Below are 17065 nucleotides of genomic sequence, written 5' to 3'. Positions count from 1 at the left end.
TCTCGTTTATTATCGGCGATTGACTAGAACCATGCAGTCCTTTATATTCTTAATATAGGTAATTTATTATGAATGGATTGAAGGTGTTTTGATGTCTTATAAAGAAAACTCATTTTTTAAAGAAATATTAATTAATGAAGTATTTTATGTTGCAACGGAAGCAAAAGAATTAATCAGACAAGAAGTAGATGGTAACAAGGTCGTATGTACATGGTCTGATAAAGAGACTGCTGAAGCTTACTTGAAAAAGCAAAAAATTGATTACGATAAAATTAAGAAGATAGATATCGATCGCTTTGTAACTTATGAAATCGATAATGTCTTTGAAGATAACGAACAAGTATTGATGAATCCTACTTCTGAAAAAGACGGTGAACTTATACCTATCGCAGAAGCTACGAATGAATTAATGTCTGATTTAGATAACATTCGTTTGAAAGAATTTGTTAAAGATGTTGCAAAAGAAGACGCAGTATTCGGTTTGACAAATAAAAGCGTTAAACAATTTCTTATGATTAGTGATGAATCACATCAAAGACCTAATATCATGCCTGTATGGAGTATCAAAAACAGAGCTGAGAAGGTAAGAGATGAAGATTTTGAAGAGTGCGACATCATAGAAGTAGAAGGCGAAGTATTTGCTGAATGGTTAGATAACCTAAGAGATGATGATAACGCAGTTGCAATTGATTTGAAACCAGGCGTTTTAGGTAGTGTAGTACCTGCACAAAAAGTATTGGATCAGCTTCCTTTTTAAATTAAAAGGGCTCTAAGACATGAAAATATGTCTCGGAGTCCTTTTATCTTTACAGGCAGTAAATAATTGGATTTTGTTTATAAATGAATAGCACCTAGCGCCCCTGAAAAGGCGCCATGTTCAATATAATACGGTTTGAAGCCTCTTAACACGGTATAGTCTTTAACGACTTCTTTCAATAATTCATTGTTATGGAATGATGAACCGATATATGCAACATTTTCTGTGCTATGTTCTCTAGCTACAGTGATAGACATCGTAGTGATAACTTCACCGACGACACCTATGACAGAAGCCAATTTATCAGAATCTGTAAAGTTAGTATCTAAATTATGTAAGACATTACCAAAGTTTGCTGCTGTTAAATCACCAGATATGGGTGGCTCACTATCTTTATATATGTGTTTTACTTTCAAGTCAATAATATCTCTATCACCGTTTTGAGCAGTATCGGTTAATTTTTTATAGTCTTTTATTCCGGTTAATAGATAACCTAGGCCTTGTATCATACCTCCGCCAGTACCAACGCCACCGACACGCTGTTGACTATCTCCATTAGAAAAATGTATAGAAGTACCTGTACCTACATTTGTGAAAATGTAATCATCTAAAAAGTGTCCTTGTTCTTCAAGCAGTATTTCTAGCCCTTTGGCAGCTGCATCAAATTCAACAAATACACGTGCATCAAAATTTAATTTTTCATTTATGAGTGCAGCTTGACCGCCTGTCAAACTAATACTTTCACAGTCTTGTTGGTTCAACCATTTGATGACATCATCGATTTCCGTTGTTAATCTTGTATTATATTCACGTTTACCGGCATAATCTTGAACAATTTTAATAAGCGTTCCACCAGCATCGATGCCAATTTTCATCTTTGAATTCCTCCTAAAAAATTTCCATTTTAACTAATAGTATAATAAAATTTAAGAAAATCAACTAAGAATTTACTAGAGTAGCAATTTCTTCACTTGAATTAAGATTAAATATGAAAATAAATGAGTGAAATATAGACTCACATATTTTATTTTTTGAGAGAATAATTAGAATAGGCAAAATATCAATAAGTAATAGAGCGATGAATATATTTTAAAATTAATTCTAGTTTTATAGATTATTTCATGCGTAATAGTGGTATTAATAATTACTACTACGTTTTTAATAGGGGATATTAAATGGTGATTAAGCAAAATTTTGAAAATATTATAGTACAACCGTTTGAAGAAAAGTATAGAAAGGCACTTTATAATTTTAATTTAAATGAACGTCAACAAATCTATTCTTCTTTACCGAAAGATGTATTAGACGATGCAATAAATGACGAGGACAGAATCCCTAACATTGCACTAAATGAAGCGGGAGATGTTATTGGTTTTTTTGTGTTACATCAATATTATCAACATGAAGGATATGATACACCAAGCCAAGTCATTTATGTTAGGTCTTTATCTGTAAATGAAGATTACCAAGGTTATGGCTATGGCACGAAAATGATGATGTATTTGCCTCAATATGTTCAAGATTTATTTCCAAATTTTAACCACTTATATCTTGTGGTTGACGCAGAAAATAAAGGTGCATGGAATGTATATGAACGTGCAGGGTTTATGCATGCTGCGACAAAAGAAGAAGGGCCTATTGGCAAAGAGCGATTATATTATTTAGATTTGGATTCTAAGCATGTCTCATCGTTAAAATTAAAGCCAAATACAGACGAACAACCTTTTAACATCCATATCATAGATTTAATTAAAGATGGTCAAAAAGTTGGTTTTATAGCTATTGAACGACATGATGGAAGAATGAATATTTCTAAGATTGAAGTTAATAAAGATAAAAGACATCACGGTATTGCAGAAAGCGCGTTGAGACAACTAGCAACATATGTCAGAAAACATTTTGATGATGTGGAACTTTTGACTATTACACTTTTTGGAGAGAATAATGAATTAAAATCATTATGTATAAATAGTAATTTTGTTGAAATTGAAGCAGCTGATGACTTTATTGTTTTTGAAAAATATATAAATTACTAAATGCGATTGCGAAATTAAACATTGTCATTTATAATTTACATTTGTTATTATTACTTATGATGAACTTAGTACTGATTTGGATAAACGCCTTTGAAAGGAAGAATAAATAATGAGAATTCAAGATTATACAAAAGAAATGGTTGATGAGAAATCATTTATCGATATGGCTTATACATTATTAAACGAAAAAAATGATACGATGAATTTATATGATATCATTGATGAATTTAAAGCACTAGGCCACTATGAAGATGGACAGATTGAAGATAGAATTGTTCAATTTTATACGGATTTAAACACAGATGGACGTTTTCTAAATGTTGGAGAAAATATTTGGGGGTTACGTGATTGGTATTCAGTTGCTGATATCGAAGAGAAAATTGCTCCAACAATTCAAAAATTCGACATTTTAGATGACGATGCTGAAGAAGATAAAAACTTAAAATTACTTGGTGAAGATGAAACTGACGACGATGATGATATTCCAGCGGTAACTGATGACCAAGAAACACTAAACGATCCAGAAGACCCTGAAGAAGACGATGTAGATGAAGATCTAAATGAATCGGATATCGTTATCGATGAGGACGACGAAGATTTTGATGAAGAAGACGAAGAAGACGAAGAAGACGATGAAAATGAAGAAGAAGAAGAGGATTTTGAAGAATAATTCTTTGAGATTTAATTGACTTTTTCCAGGAACATGATAAAATTTTATTCGGGCTCCTTTAAATAGGACGACGTGTATAAATAATATACGCTCCCCCTTACAACCATGTGAGAGGGAGCGATTTTTTTATTTAAATTACTATATAAGCTTTATAATATTTTTAATTTAGGTGATTGTTTGTAAAGGCAATTCGTACATATAAATCATTTGCTATGTAAAAACTACCTCACAAATTAATTAACCACTGAATTGGAAATGTATTTGTCAATCATAGGTATTGAAGGAAATTACTGTTTTAATAATAGGAGGCAGAACATGACAAAATTTATTTTTGTAACTGGTGGAGTTGTTTCTTCATTGGGTAAAGGTATCACAGCAGCATCTTTAGGAAGATTATTAAAAGATAGAGGATTAAAAGTAACTATCCAAAAATTCGATCCCTATTTAAACGTAGATCCAGGTACGATGAGTCCTTATCAACATGGTGAGGTATTTGTAACGGATGACGGTGCAGAAACAGACCTAGACTTAGGACATTACGAAAGATTTATTGATATAAATTTAAATAAATATTCAAATGTAACTGCAGGTAAAGTCTATTCTCATGTATTGAAAAAAGAACGCCGTGGTGATTACTTAGGTGGTACTGTACAAGTTATTCCACATATTACAAATGAAATAAAAGAACGTTTACTTTTAGCAGGGGAAAGTACAAATGCAGATGTTGTTATTACTGAAATCGGTGGTACGACTGGTGATATTGAATCATTACCATTCATTGAAGCAATTAGACAAATTCGTAGTGACTTAGGGCGTGAAAATGTAATGTATGTACATTGTACGTTACTACCTTATATTAAAGCAGCCGGCGAAATGAAAACAAAACCAACACAACACAGTGTAAAAGAATTACGTGGACTTGGTATACAACCAGACTTAATTGTAGTTAGAACAGAATATGAATTAACACAAGACTTAAAAGATAAAATTGCCTTATTCTGTGATATTGATAAAGCAAGTGTTATCGAGTGTCGCGACGCTGACTCACTATACGAAATCCCATTACAATTAAGTAACCAAGATATGGATGATATTGTAATAAAACGTTTAGAATTGAACGCGAAATATGAAACACAATTAGATGAATGGCAATATTTATTAGATACTGTAAATAGTTTAGATGGAAAAATAACAATTGGTTTAGTAGGTAAGTATGTAAGCTTACAAGACGCTTATCTTTCAGTTGTAGAATCATTAAAACACGCGGGATATCCATTGAAAAAAGATATCGAAGTAAGATGGATCGATTCTAGTGAAGTAACAGATGACAACGTCTCAGAAGTCTTAGCTGATGTAGACGGTATCTTAGTACCGGGTGGATTTGGCTTCCGTGCGAGTGAAGGGAAAATTTCTGCAATTAAATATGCGCGCGAAAATAATGTACCTTACTTTGGTATATGTTTAGGTATGCAACTTGCAACTGTTGAGTTCGCTAGAAATGTAATCGGTCTTGACGGTGCACATTCTGCTGAGTTAGATCCTAGTACGCCACATCCAATTATCGATTTATTACCTGAACAAAAAGATATTGAAGACTTAGGTGGTACATTACGTTTAGGATTATATCCTTGCCATATTCAAGAAGGTACTTTAGCTCACGATATTTATAACGAAACAAATATTGAAGAAAGACATCGTCATCGTTATGAATTCAATAACGATTATAGAGAACAACTTGAAGCAAACGGCATGGTCTTTTCTGGTACTAGTCCAGATGGCCGTTTAATTGAAATGGTAGAGATTCCTGAAAATGACTTCTTCATTGCTTGTCAATTCCATCCAGAATTTTTATCAAGACCTAACCGTCCACAACAGATTTTTAAAGCATTTATTGAAGCATCTTTAAAACATCAACAAAGTAAATAATATATAGATTAAACGTGATATCAGAAAGTTAGTATTTAACTTATTTCTAATATCGCGTTTTTTATAGTTGTATAAAAATATAAAATTTAAATTGCTGTATTTATTTAAAAAATGGTATAAATTATAAGATTTTCTCTTTTTGAATAAAAAATGTAAAATAAAAACGCTTACAATTATATAGAAGAATGCAAAAATGATAGGACTTTGATATAATTAGATTGTAAAAATATGTGCTTAAAGCACCAAGGAGGAACTTTCATGCCTTTAGTTTCAATGAAAGAAATGTTAATAGACGCAAAAGAAAATGGTTACGCAGTTGGTCAATACAACTTAAATAACTTAGAGTTTACACAAGCGATTTTAGAAGCTTCTCAAGAAGAGAACGCTCCAGTAATCCTAGGTGTATCTGAAGGTGCTGCTCGTTACATGGGTGGTTTCTACACAGTTGTTAAAATGGTTGAAGGATTAATGCACGACAAAGAAATCACTATTCCTGTAGCAATTCACTTAGACCATGGTTCAAGCTTTGAAAAATGTAAAGAAGCAATCGATGCTGGTTTTACTTCAGTAATGATTGATGCTTCTCACGGTTCATTTGAAGACAATGTTGAAATCACTTCAAAAGTTGTTGAATATGCGCATGAACACGGCGTTTCAGTTGAAGCGGAATTAGGAACTGTTGGTGGACAAGAAGATGATGTTGTTGCTGAAGGTGTTATCTATGCAGATCCTAAAGAATGTCAAGAACTTGTTGAAAGAACAGGTATTGATACATTAGCTCCAGCCTTAGGTTCAGTACACGGACCTTACAAAGGTGAACCTAAATTAGGATTCAAAGAAATGGAAGAAATTGGTGCTTCTACTGGTTTACCTCTAGTATTGCATGGTGGTACAGGTATCCCTACTAAAGATATCCAAAAAGCAATCCCGTTTGGTACAGCTAAAATTAATGTAAATACTGAAAACCAAATTGCTTCTGCTAAAGCTGTTCGTGAAGCGTTAGATAATGACAAAGAAGTTTATGATCCTCGTAAATATTTAGGACCAGCTCGCGAAGCAATTAAAGCTACAGTAATTGGTAAAATTAAAGAGTTTGGTACATCTAACAAAGCTAAATAATTTAACTATTATATAGCAAACGTTGACTAGGTTATAATTGTTATAATGACATTCTACACTACTGCTAAGTGGCTTAAATCATAAGCACTGCGATTGTCTAATTATTAAATAAGCTTCTAATGAGCTTTTAGATCTCTAGTCATCTTCTGGGGCGAGAATATGAAATCAAAATTGAATTTTTGATTTCTGTTTCGTCCCATTTTTTATGTTATAATTTGTTAGGCTTTGAAAGCTGATAAATAGAATTACAGTGCTTTACATAATTTTTATAAATAAATCTTAAAAAAGTGATTTAAATTGTGGAATATTGGGAAATAGAAATTATAATGAAAAATTATATGCATTATACAGCACTTAATTAAATTTGAAATAGATTTTATGAAACTGTTGTGCTTTGCAAACTGTAATCATTTAATTTATAATGCAAATGATATATTGGAACAGAATATCGATTGAAAGGCAAAGGAGAACAAGCGAATGGTTCAAGAAGTGATTAAAATTAGAGGTGGTCAAACACTTAAAGGTGAAGTGAATATCCACGGTGCTAAAAACAGTGCAGTAGCAATTATACCAGCAGCGATTTTGGCTGAAGATAAAGTAACAATTGAAGGCCTTCCAGAAATCTCTGATGTAGAGACTTTAGTAAGTTTACTTGGAGATTTAAACATTGAAACGGAATTAGAAGGCATGACATTACATGTTGACCCTGAAAATATTGAAAATGCACCATTACCAAATAATAAAGTAGAATCATTACGTGCTTCTTATTATATGATGGGAGCAATGTTGGGAAGATTTAAAAAGTGTGTCATTGGTTTACCTGGCGGCTGCCCCTTAGGGCCAAGACCGATTGATCAACATATTAAGGGATTTAAAGCATTAGGCGCAAAAGTTGATGAATCAAGTAGCACTTCAATGAAGATTGAAGCAGATAGATTGGTTGGCGCAAATATATTTTTAGACATAGTAAGTGTAGGCGCTACGATTAATATCATGTTGGCAGCGGTACGCGCTGAAGGTCAGACAATTATTGAAAATGCAGCAAAAGAACCAGAAGTGGTAGATGTAGCGAATTTCTTAATGAGCCTTGGAGCTGATATTAAAGGTGCAGGCACAAGTACAATTAAAATTAATGGTGTAGAACGTTTGCATGGTTCACATCATCAAGTAATCCCAGATAGAATTGAAGCGGGTACATATATGTGTATAGCAGCTGCTTGTGGTGAAAATATCAGAATTAATAATATTATTCCAACGCATGTAGAACCACTTACAGTTAAGCTTAAAGAATTAGGTGTAGACATACAAGTTGATGATGACAGCGTACTTATTAAACGCAACACGCCTTATATTAGTGTCGATATTAAAACATTAGTATACCCAGGATTTGCCACTGACTTACAACAACCAATAACACCATTACTATTTATGGCTGATGGTGTGTCGTTTGTTACTGAAACAATCTACCCAGCTCGTTTTAAACATGTAGATGAACTGAAAAATATGGGTGCAAACATTTCAGCAGACAATGGTACAGCAACTATAAAACCATCAAAATTAACTGGCGCAGAGGTTTATGCTAGTGATTTACGTGCAGGCGCTTGTCTGATTGTAGCTGGATTGCTAGCTGAAGATGTTACGACTATTTATAACGTCAAACATATTTATCGTGGTTATACAAATATCGTTAAAACTCTAAAATCACTTGGTGCAGATATTTGGACTGAAGAAGTTTGAAAAATGTGGTATACTAAATATACTAAGTGAAAATTGTGTATTTAGTGATATGTGTTTTAGAATAAAATCAATAATGAGGTGATGGCCATGGAGGTTTGCCCTTATCTAGAAGAAACCTTTAAAATTGTAGGTAGAAGCTGGAATGGTCTTATTATTAATTATTTATCAAGATGTACGGAAAAATCTGCTCACTTTTCTGATATGAAGCGTGATTTGAAGACGATAACGCCACGTGCACTTAGTATTAAATTAACAGACCTTACTGAATGGGGTCTAGTAGAGAAAAATATAGTATCTACAAGCCCAATGAATATTCTGTATCAGCTCACGGATAAAGGTGATGCTTTAGCGGCAGCGTTAGTGCCGATGGAAGAATGGGCGCAAGAGTATATAGAACTTGAAAACAAATAACTAAGTGCCTTATAATTTCGAGCCTTAGACATCAATATGGTGTCTAAGGCTTTTTTATGAGTTAGTAGTTATGAGCAGTTATGTTTAAAAATTTTTAATCTCGGTTAGAATATAATTATCAACATAACTTAAGGAGTGAATATATAATGAGAAATTTCACTAAACAATATATCAACGGTGAATGGGTTGAAAGTACAAGCGGAGAAACAATAGAAGTAATCAACCCTGCAACAGAAGAAGTAGCGGGTACTATCGCGAAAGGTAACAAAGAAGATGTTGATAAAGCAGTGGATGCAGCAGAAAATGTATATTTTGAATTTAGACACAGTTCAGTTCAAGAAAGAAAAGAACTATTAGATAAAATTGTACAAGAGTATAAAAATAGAAAAGAAGATCTTATAGAAGCTATTACTGATGAATTAGGTGCTCCATTAGATGTATCAGAAAATGTTCATTATCAAATGGGATTAGATCATTTCGAAGCAGCACGCGATGCGTTAGATAATTTTGAATTTGAAGAACGTCGCGGTGACGACCTAGTTGTCAAAGAAGCTATTGGTGTAGCTGGTTTAATCACACCGTGGAACTTCCCAACAAACCAAACATCTCTTAAATTATCAGCGGCATTTGCAGCAGGTAGTCCAGTGGTTTTAAAACCATCTGAAGAGACGCCGTTTGCAGCAATTATTTTAGCTGAAATTTTTGATAAAGTAGGCGTACCGAAGGGTGTGTTTAATTTAGTAAATGGTGATGGCCAAGGTGTAGGAAATCCATTAAGTGAACATCCTAAGGTTAGAATGATGTCGTTTACTGGTTCTGGTCCAACGGGCTCAAGCATTATGAAAAAAGCTGCGGAGGATTTCAAAAAAGTATCACTTGAATTAGGTGGTAAATCACCATATATTATCTTAGATGATGTAGATATAAATGAAGCAGCAAGCGCAGCAACCGGCAAAGTTGTTACAAATACTGGTCAAGTATGTACAGCAGGTACTAGAACTCTTGTGCCTGAAAGTATTAAAGAAGAATTTTTAACTGCTGTAAAAGAAAAATTCAGTCAAGTTAAAGTAGGCGACCCACGTGCAGAAGGTACTGAAGTTGGTCCTATCATTAGTAAAAAACAATTTGACCAAGTACAATCATACATTGATAAAGGTGTAGAAGAAGGTGCAGAGTTATTTTATGGTGGACCTGGTAAACCAGAAGGTTTAGATAAAGGATACTTTGCACGTCCAACTATCTTTAATAATGTTGATAATGATATGACAATTGCTCGAGAAGAGATATTTGGTCCAGTAATGTCAATTATCACTTATAACGATGTAGACGAAGCCATTAAAATCGCAAATGATACAGAATATGGTTTAGCTTCATATGTATATGGTAAAGATCAAGACACATTACACAAAATAGCACGTTCATTAGAAGCTGGTACAGTTGAAATTAATGAAGCAGGACGCAAGCCAGATTTACCATTCGGTGGCTATAAACAATCAGGTATTGGTCGTGAATGGGGAGACTATGGTATTGAAGAATTCCTAGAAGTTAAATCTATTGCAGGTTACTATAAATAATAAATTTTAAAAGTAAAATTGTTTAAAGGTGAGGCATATAACTTATGCTTCATCTTTTTTATAATTTTTAAAAATTGAAATACGTTTTGTAATTAAAAAGGAAATTTGCTATAGTTATAAAAGTAAGTAGCGTAGCTATTACGTTATTTAAAAACTTATTTATGAAATGGGTGCAAGATAATGCCTGAAAAAGTACGAACATCACCTCAGTATGAATCGTTCCACGAATTGTACAAAAATTACACTACAAAAGATCTCACTCAAAAAGCAAAATCTCTAAAACTAACAAATTATAGTAAATTGAATAAAAAAGAGCTTGTTCTTGCCATTATGGAAGCACAAATGGAAAAAGATGGAAATTATTATATGGAGGGTATTTTAGATGATATCCAACAGGATGGTTATGGTTTCCTAAGAACAGTTAATTATTCTAAAGGTGAAAAAGATATTTATATTTCTGCTAGTCAAATTCGTCGTTTTGAAATTAAACGCGGGGACAAAGTGACTGGTAAAGTAAGAAAGCCTAAAGATAATGAAAAATACTATGGTTTATTACAAGTTGATTTCGTAAATGGTGAGAATGCAGAAGAAGTTAAGAAGCGTCCGCATTTCCAAGCATTGACACCGTTATATCCTGAAGAGCGCATTTTATTAGAGACAACTAAACAAAACTTCTCTACGCGTATAATGGATTTAGTGACACCTATTGGTTTAGGGCAACGTGGTTTAATTGTTGCTCCGCCAAAAGCTGGTAAAACATCATTGCTCAAGGAAATTGCAAATGCAATTGCGATAAATAAGCCAGATGCAGAGCTATTTGTGTTACTTGTTGGTGAAAGACCTGAAGAGGTTACAGATTTAGAAAGATCAGTTGAATCTGCAGAAGTAGTACATTCTACATTTGATGAACCACCACAACATCACGTGAAAGTTGCAGAATTATTATTAGAACGTGCAAAGCGTCTAGTAGAAATTGGTAAAGATGTGATCATATTAATGGATTCAATTACAAGGTTAGCTCGGGCTTATAATCTTGTAATACCGCCTAGTGGTCGCACACTGTCCGGTGGTTTAGACCCTGCATCCTTACACAAACCTAAAGCTTTCTTTGGGGCTGCCAGAAACATCGAAGCAGGTGGTAGTATGACTATATTAGCTACTGCTTTAGTAGATACTGGGTCTCGAATGGATGATATGATTTATGAGGAATTTAAAGGAACGGGAAATATGGAATTACATCTAGATCGTAAGTTAGCTGAACGTCGTGTGTTCCCAGCAATCGATATAGGTCGTAGTTCTACTCGTAAAGAAGAATTACTTATAGATCCAAAAGAACTTGAGTCATTATGGCAATTGCGTAATATGTTCACAGATTCTACAGATTTTACAGAAAGATTTGTACGTAAATTGAAGCGTACAGAAAATAACAAAGAATTCTTTGAGCAGTTGCAAAAAGCTGCTAAAGAAAGCACTAAAACAGGTAAACCAATTATTTAATCTGAAATAATTTGGTATATAAGAAAGCAATATTTGATTTAGGGTTGCGTTTTATATTTAAAGCCATTATAATTATCAAGTATTGGGTAAAAACTCACAAAAAACTCTGTGCCAGATGGTTCAGGGCAAAGGAGCTGAAAAGTAATGAGACAAAATATTCATCCTGAATATCATAAGGTTATCTTTTTAGATACTACTACGGATTTTAAATTCCTAAGTGGTTCAACTAAATCTTCATCAGAAACTATGACATGGGAAGATGGTAATGAATACCCAGTTATTCGTTTAGACATTTCATCTGATTCACACCCATTCTATACAGGACGTCAAAAATTCGCTGCTGCGGATGGTCGTGTGGAACGTTTCAACAAAAAATTCGGATTCAAATCAAGCAACGAATAATTGTTGTTTTAAAGCATTCTCATTTTATGAGAATGCTTTTTTACTTTTACATAAATTTTAATTAAAAATGACATAATGGCAAGACGGTATTAAAGAAACTCAGACATAAATAAACGCAATAACTTGAAGATATATCATATTTTAACTTAAAAAATATGATATAATAAACCGATTATGTTTTGAAAAAGGTGGAACGCATAATGTATGAAACTTATCATTCCGGGTGGATTGAATGTATTACTGGAAGTATGTTTAGTGGTAAATCCGAAGAGCTAATACGTCGATTAAGACGTGGTCTTTATGCTAAACAAAAAGTAGTTGTATTTAAACCAGCTATAGATGACCGTTATCATAAAGACAAAATTGTTTCTCATAATGGTAACGCGATAGAAGCAATTAATATATCAACAGCAGCAGAGATTTTTAAACACGATTTATCAGATGTAGATGTAATCGGTATAGATGAAGTACAATTTTTTGAAAATGGTATTGTGCATATAGCTGAGCAATTAGCTGAAAAAGGACATAGAGTTATTACGGCTGGATTAGATATGGATTTTAGAGGCGAACCTTTTGAACCAATACCAGAGTTATTAGCAGTGAGTGAAGATGTAACAAAATTACAAGCTGTTTGCGCAGTTTGTGGTGCATCTTCAAGTCGTACACAAAGGTTAATAGATGGTAACCCAGCCAAAATAGATGATCCAGTTATATTAGTTGGTGCCAATGAAAGTTACGAACCAAGATGTAGGGCACATCACATTGTCGCACCGAGTAATGATGAGAAGGAGGAAATGTAGTGTTTGATCAATTAGACATTGTAGAAGAGAGATACGAACAATTAAATGAATTATTAAGTGATCCAGATGTAGTGAGCAACCCAGATAATTTACGTAATTATTCAAAAGAACAAGCAGATTTACAAAAAACAGTAGAAGTATATCGCGACTATAAACAAACAAAAGAAGATTTAACAGAAGTTGAAGAAATGTTACGCGATACAAAAGATAGTGAAGAAATTGAAATGCTAAAAGAAGAGCATCAGACGCTCCAAAATAAAGTTCCTAAATTAGAAGAAGAACTTAAATTTTTACTGATTCCTAAAGACCCTAATGATGAGAAAGATGTTATCGTAGAAATTCGTGCTGCTGCAGGTGGAGATGAAGCTGCTATTTTTGCAGGCGATTTATTTAGAATGTACTCTAAATACGCTGAAGCGCTCAATTATAAGACAGATATCGTAGAAATTACAGAGAGTGATCATGGCGGGTATAAAGAAATTAGTTTCTCAGTTTCTGGTAGTGGTGCATTTAGTAAATTAAAATACGAGAATGGCGCACACCGTGTGCAACGTGTCCCAGAAACAGAATCTGGTGGCCGTATTCATACTTCAACAGCTACTGTGGCTGTTCTACCAGAAGTAGAAGATGTAGAAATTGAAGTGCGTAATGAAGACTTGAAAATTGATACTTATCGTTCTAGTGGTGCAGGTGGACAGCACGTTAATACGACAGATTCAGCAGTACGTATTACACACATTCCAACTGGTATTATTGCGACTTCATCAGAAAAATCTCAAATTCAAAACCGTGAAAAAGCATTAAAAGTTTTAAAAGCACGTTTATTTGATATGAAACTGCAAGAAGAACAGCAAAAATATGCAGCACAACGTAAATCTGCAGTCGGCACAGGGGATCGTTCAGAACGTATTAGAACATATAATTATCCTCAAAGTCGTGTAACTGACCACAGAATTGGTTTGACATTACAAAAGTTAGATCAAATTATGGAAGGTAAATTGGATGAAATTATTGATGCTTTAACATTAGCTGAACAAACTGATAAACTGAAAGAACTTAACAATGGTGAATTATAAAACTGTTTTAAACAACGCTAAAGAAAAGTGTGTCGAACAACATATTGAGACGGCTCGAGCTGAATGGTTGATGCTTGATTTGTTTGAATGGTCTAAGGCAGATTATTTAATGCACATGAATGATGAAATGTCAGCATCACATTTAAAAACATTTGCTAAAGCTGAACATAGGATGCTAAATGGTGAACCAATACAGTACATTACGGGTAAACAAACTTTTTATGGTGAAATTTTTAATGTAAACAAAAACTGTTTGATTCCTAGGCCTGAAACAGAAGAAGTTATGTTACATTTTTATCATCAGCTCGAAAAAGGTGACACTGTAGTAGATATAGGTACAGGAAGCGGTAATATTCCAATTGTACTTAAAAAGCTAGATAGCACACTCGATGTGTATGCAACGGATTTATATGAAAACGCACTAACAGTAGCTGAGACAAATGCTCAGCAACATCAAGTTGAGATTAAATTCTTGCAAGGAGACGGTTTAAAACCACTTATAGCTCAGGGTATAAAAGTGAATGGGTTAATTTCTAACCCACCGTATATTGATGATAAGGAAGCAGTGATGATGGAAGACACCGTGCTGAAATACGAACCACATTCTGCACTATTTGCAGCAGATAATGGTTACAAAGTATACGATGCAATTTTGGATCAATTACCAGAAGTATTGCTACCAAATGCCAAAGTAGTATTTGAAATAGGGTTTGCACAAGGTACCAAATTAAAAGAAAAGATTATCACTAAATATCCAACATTAGATGTTCAAATTATAAAAGACATTAATAATAACGATCGCATAGTTGCTTTCGTATGGTAAAAAAGTTATGCACTGAACATGAATAATCATGAAAGTGCATAACTTTTTATTTTGCTTTAAAATGAATAATAAGATGAAAGGATGTGCCTAAATGAAAACGCATATATGGGATTTACGTCAATATGAACGCAACTTAACTACTTATGATGGAATTGAAGATATAAAATCAATTTTTGAAAAAGGCGGATTGATCGCAATTCCAACTGAAACTGTTTATGGATTAGGTGGAGATGCACGTAATAATCAAGCGATTGAAAAAATTTATGAAGCTAAAGGTAGGCCTTCGGATAATCCGTTAATTGTTCATATACATGAGCTCGATCAATTAAAGGCATTTACTGACGAGTTAACAAAAGAAATTAAACTATTGATGAATGCCTTCTGGCCAGGCCCTATATCCTTTATTTTACCACTAAGAAAAGGGTATTTATGTGATCGTGTAAGCGGTGGATTAAATTCAATAGCTGTGCGAATGCCTAGCCACCCTATAGGTAGGCAGTTACTTCAATTAATAGATATTCCTATTGCTGCGCCTAGTGCAAATTTAAGTGGTAGACCTTCGCCAACGACCTTTGACCACGTATACCATGATTTAGATGGTCGTATAGATGGGATTGTTAATGGTGATCAAAGTGAAGAAGGATTGGAAAGTACCGTCTTAGACTGTACACAATACCCATATAGAATAGCGAGACCTGGATCAATTACAAAATCTATGATTGAAGCAGTGTTACCAAATAGCGTGGTGACAAAGACACCATTAAATACTGATAAACCAATTGCGCCGGGGATGAAATATAAACATTATTCACCGGATACACCTATAAAAATATTAGAAAATTTTCATACAAAACCTTCATCAAACGAAAATTGGAGTAAGGTTGCTTTTATAGTTCCACAAAGTCATCGCGAAATTGTTCCAGATCAAGCGAAATTTATACCATTATGTAAAGATGAAAATGATATTAAAGGTGCAAATCACAACTTGTATCATATATTACATCGATTAGACCAAGATTATGATATAGAGCATGCCTATATCTTTAGTTTTTCATTGAATGATAATACTACTGCGATTATGAATAGAATGATGAAAGCAGCTAACCAAAATGTTGTAAAAGGAGACGAATTATGAGAATTGTTTTTGTATGTACAGGCAATACATGTAGAAGCCCCTTAGCAGAAAGTATAGCAAAAGCAAAATTCCCTAATCATACTATAGTATCAAGAGGTATTTATGCTATGGATGGTCAACCTATCTCTAAACATTCATTAAATATAATAGAAGAAAAAGGGCTTCCTGTGCCAGAGCATGCGATGTCATTTACGCATGAAGATTTAAATGCAGATTTGATTTTGACGATGAGTCAGTCACATAAATTAGTTATTCAACAAATGGGTCATGGTACAGCAAATGTATTTACATTAAACGAATATGCTGAAATACATGGCGAAGTCTCAGACCCGTTTGGTGGTAATAAAGATGACTATATTAAAATATATAATGAATTAAATATACTGATAGATAGTTTAAAAAATAAAATATAAAAAAATTAAATTTGTGAAATGAGTATGAGAGCGTTCATAAATACGTTATAATGATAACGTGTAGCAAATTTGCTGTCAGTCAATTTTGTATGTTGTTAAAGCACCTTCGTATTTACATACTTTTATTCAACTTATTTAAAAGGGGTGGAAGAATGGAAGACTTAAAGTTACTGTTAAACGAGTTAAAAGCACAATCATTCTTTAAAGATGATGAATTATGCGTTATTGGTTGTTCTACGTCAGAAGTAATTGGTGAACGTATCGGTAGTATTGGATCAATGGAGATTGCTGAAGAAATATTTAAAGCATTAAAAGAAATTGAAAATGAAACTGGCGTGTCGTTTGTATTCCAAGGTTGTGAACATATTAATCGTGCAGTGACCATTGAGAAATCAAACTTTAACCCTTATACAATGGAAGAAGTTACAGTTGTGCCAGATATTCATGCTGGTGGAAGCTTAGCAACTTATGCGTATCAACATATGGTTGATCCAATGGTTGTTGAGCATATTTCTGTACCTAAAGGTATCGATATCGGACAGACTTTGATTGGAATGCATATTAAACATGTAGCTATTCCAGAGCGTACAAGTATCAAGCAAATTGGTGAAGCAATTGTTACAATCGCTTCTTCAAGACCAAAAAAAATTGGTGGCGAAAGAGCAAAATACAACTAATACAGAAACGAG

At 33.6% G+C, this 17065-nt stretch carries 17 protein-coding genes; 16 read left to right on the top strand and 1 reads right to left on the bottom strand.

Annotated features, from left to right (window positions below; translation table 11 throughout):
• Positions 1–91: 91 nt before the first annotated feature.
• Positions 92–757, top strand: coding sequence for a DUF2750 domain-containing protein (locus tag ACF91D_RS22455; RefSeq protein ID WP_039069090.1), 666 nt, complete (start codon positions 92–94; stop codon positions 755–757).
• 77 nt (positions 758–834) lie between these two features.
• Here ACF91D_RS22455 and coaW read toward each other — a convergent pair whose 3' ends face one another.
• Positions 835–1632, bottom strand: coding sequence for a type II pantothenate kinase (gene coaW, locus ACF91D_RS22450; protein ID WP_327621072.1), 798 nt, complete (start codon positions 1630–1632; stop codon positions 835–837).
• Positions 1633–1932: 300 nt separating this feature from the next.
• On the opposite strand from coaW, the gene ACF91D_RS22445 reads away from it, so the two are divergent.
• The 15 genes from ACF91D_RS22445 to ACF91D_RS22375 all read left to right on the top strand — a co-directional run bounded on the left by ACF91D_RS22445 (position 1933) and on the right by ACF91D_RS22375 (position 17053).
• The gene (locus tag ACF91D_RS22445; RefSeq protein ID WP_039069086.1) at positions 1933–2793 is read left to right on the top strand and encodes a GNAT family N-acetyltransferase; all 861 of its coding nucleotides are present in this window, start codon (positions 1933–1935) and stop codon (positions 2791–2793) included.
• A gap of 109 nt (positions 2794–2902) precedes the next feature.
• Positions 2903–3463 (top strand): DNA-directed RNA polymerase subunit delta, encoded by a 561-nt coding sequence (gene rpoE / locus ACF91D_RS22440; protein ID WP_327621071.1) that lies wholly within the window; start codon positions 2903–2905, stop codon positions 3461–3463.
• Between the two features lie 315 nt (positions 3464–3778).
• Complete coding sequence (locus ACF91D_RS22435; protein ID WP_039069083.1) at positions 3779–5389, top strand: CTP synthase; 1611 nt, start codon at positions 3779–3781, stop codon at positions 5387–5389.
• Positions 5390–5647: 258 nt separating this feature from the next.
• The gene (gene fdaB / locus ACF91D_RS22430) at positions 5648–6508 is read left to right on the top strand and encodes a class IIb fructose-bisphosphate aldolase FdaB (RefSeq protein ID WP_039069082.1); all 861 of its coding nucleotides are present in this window, start codon (positions 5648–5650) and stop codon (positions 6506–6508) included.
• Positions 6509–6985: 477 nt separating this feature from the next.
• The gene (locus ACF91D_RS22425; RefSeq protein ID WP_039069081.1) at positions 6986–8245 is read left to right on the top strand and encodes a UDP-N-acetylglucosamine 1-carboxyvinyltransferase; all 1260 of its coding nucleotides are present in this window, start codon (positions 6986–6988) and stop codon (positions 8243–8245) included.
• Positions 8246–8332: 87 nt separating this feature from the next.
• A complete protein-coding gene (locus tag ACF91D_RS22420; protein ID WP_039069080.1) occupies positions 8333–8656 on the top strand; it encodes a winged helix-turn-helix transcriptional regulator in 324 nt (107 codons plus the stop codon).
• Between the two features lie 146 nt (positions 8657–8802).
• A complete protein-coding gene (locus tag ACF91D_RS22415; RefSeq protein WP_039069079.1) occupies positions 8803–10230 on the top strand; it encodes an aldehyde dehydrogenase family protein in 1428 nt (475 codons plus the stop codon).
• 180 nt (positions 10231–10410) lie between these two features.
• A complete protein-coding gene (rho, locus tag ACF91D_RS22410) occupies positions 10411–11727 on the top strand; it encodes a transcription termination factor Rho (protein ID WP_039069078.1) in 1317 nt (438 codons plus the stop codon).
• A 144-nt stretch (positions 11728–11871) separates the two neighbouring features.
• Positions 11872–12129, top strand: a complete 258-nt coding sequence (locus tag ACF91D_RS22405) for a type B 50S ribosomal protein L31 (protein WP_017722078.1) — start codon at positions 11872–11874, stop codon at positions 12127–12129.
• A 200-nt stretch (positions 12130–12329) separates the two neighbouring features.
• Complete coding sequence (locus tag ACF91D_RS22400) at positions 12330–12929, top strand: thymidine kinase (protein WP_039069076.1); 600 nt, start codon at positions 12330–12332, stop codon at positions 12927–12929.
• Positions 12929–14005, top strand: coding sequence for a peptide chain release factor 1 (prfA, locus tag ACF91D_RS22395; protein WP_039069074.1), 1077 nt, complete (start codon positions 12929–12931; stop codon positions 14003–14005). Before ACF91D_RS22400 ends, prfA begins: the two co-directional genes overlap by 1 nt.
• Positions 13992–14828 (top strand): peptide chain release factor N(5)-glutamine methyltransferase, encoded by an 837-nt coding sequence (gene prmC, locus ACF91D_RS22390; protein ID WP_039069073.1) that lies wholly within the window; start codon positions 13992–13994, stop codon positions 14826–14828. The genes prfA and prmC overlap by 14 nt, the downstream gene beginning before the upstream one ends.
• Before the next feature lie 91 nt (positions 14829–14919).
• The gene (locus ACF91D_RS22385) at positions 14920–15963 is read left to right on the top strand and encodes an L-threonylcarbamoyladenylate synthase (protein ID WP_327621070.1); all 1044 of its coding nucleotides are present in this window, start codon (positions 14920–14922) and stop codon (positions 15961–15963) included.
• Positions 15960–16376, top strand: a complete 417-nt coding sequence (locus ACF91D_RS22380; protein WP_101051254.1) for a low molecular weight protein arginine phosphatase — start codon at positions 15960–15962, stop codon at positions 16374–16376. Before ACF91D_RS22385 ends, ACF91D_RS22380 begins: the two co-directional genes overlap by 4 nt.
• Positions 16377–16528: 152 nt before the next feature.
• On the top strand, positions 16529–17053 hold the full coding sequence (locus tag ACF91D_RS22375; RefSeq protein WP_119585325.1) for a TIGR01440 family protein: 525 nt from the start codon (positions 16529–16531) through the stop codon (positions 17051–17053).
• Positions 17054–17065 lie beyond the last annotated feature (12 nt).

The sequence above is a fragment of the Staphylococcus sp. 231237_7MaSpsaltlick genome, from assembly GCF_043107035.1.
Note: the sequence above shows the minus strand (reverse complement) of the source record. Positions and strands in the feature narration are given on the sequence as shown.

Coding starts and splice junctions, on each gene's coding strand:
- ACF91D_RS22420 (WP_039069080.1), top strand. CDS start 8,333: ATGGAGGTTTGCCCTTATCTAGAAGAAACCTTTAAAATTGTAGGTAGA.
- ACF91D_RS22435 (WP_039069083.1), top strand. CDS start 3,779: ATGACAAAATTTATTTTTGTAACTGGTGGAGTTGTTTCTTCATTGGGT.
- fdaB (WP_039069082.1), top strand. CDS start 5,648: ATGCCTTTAGTTTCAATGAAAGAAATGTTAATAGACGCAAAAGAAAAT.
- ACF91D_RS22405 (WP_017722078.1), top strand. CDS start 11,872: ATGAGACAAAATATTCATCCTGAATATCATAAGGTTATCTTTTTAGAT.
- rho (WP_039069078.1), top strand. CDS start 10,411: ATGCCTGAAAAAGTACGAACATCACCTCAGTATGAATCGTTCCACGAA.
- ACF91D_RS22425 (WP_039069081.1), top strand. CDS start 6,986: ATGGTTCAAGAAGTGATTAAAATTAGAGGTGGTCAAACACTTAAAGGT.
- rpoE (WP_327621071.1), top strand. CDS start 2,903: ATGAGAATTCAAGATTATACAAAAGAAATGGTTGATGAGAAATCATTT.
- ACF91D_RS22380 (WP_101051254.1), top strand. CDS start 15,960: ATGAGAATTGTTTTTGTATGTACAGGCAATACATGTAGAAGCCCCTTA.
- ACF91D_RS22400 (WP_039069076.1), top strand. CDS start 12,330: ATGTATGAAACTTATCATTCCGGGTGGATTGAATGTATTACTGGAAGT.
- ACF91D_RS22385 (WP_327621070.1), top strand. CDS start 14,920: ATGAAAACGCATATATGGGATTTACGTCAATATGAACGCAACTTAACT.
- ACF91D_RS22415 (WP_039069079.1), top strand. CDS start 8,803: ATGAGAAATTTCACTAAACAATATATCAACGGTGAATGGGTTGAAAGT.
- prmC (WP_039069073.1), top strand. CDS start 13,992: ATGGTGAATTATAAAACTGTTTTAAACAACGCTAAAGAAAAGTGTGTC.
- ACF91D_RS22375 (WP_119585325.1), top strand. CDS start 16,529: ATGGAAGACTTAAAGTTACTGTTAAACGAGTTAAAAGCACAATCATTC.
- coaW (WP_327621072.1), bottom strand. CDS start 1,632: ATGAAAATTGGCATCGATGCTGGTGGAACGCTTATTAAAATTGTTCAA.
- ACF91D_RS22455 (WP_039069090.1), top strand. CDS start 92: ATGTCTTATAAAGAAAACTCATTTTTTAAAGAAATATTAATTAATGAA.
- ACF91D_RS22445 (WP_039069086.1), top strand. CDS start 1,933: ATGGTGATTAAGCAAAATTTTGAAAATATTATAGTACAACCGTTTGAA.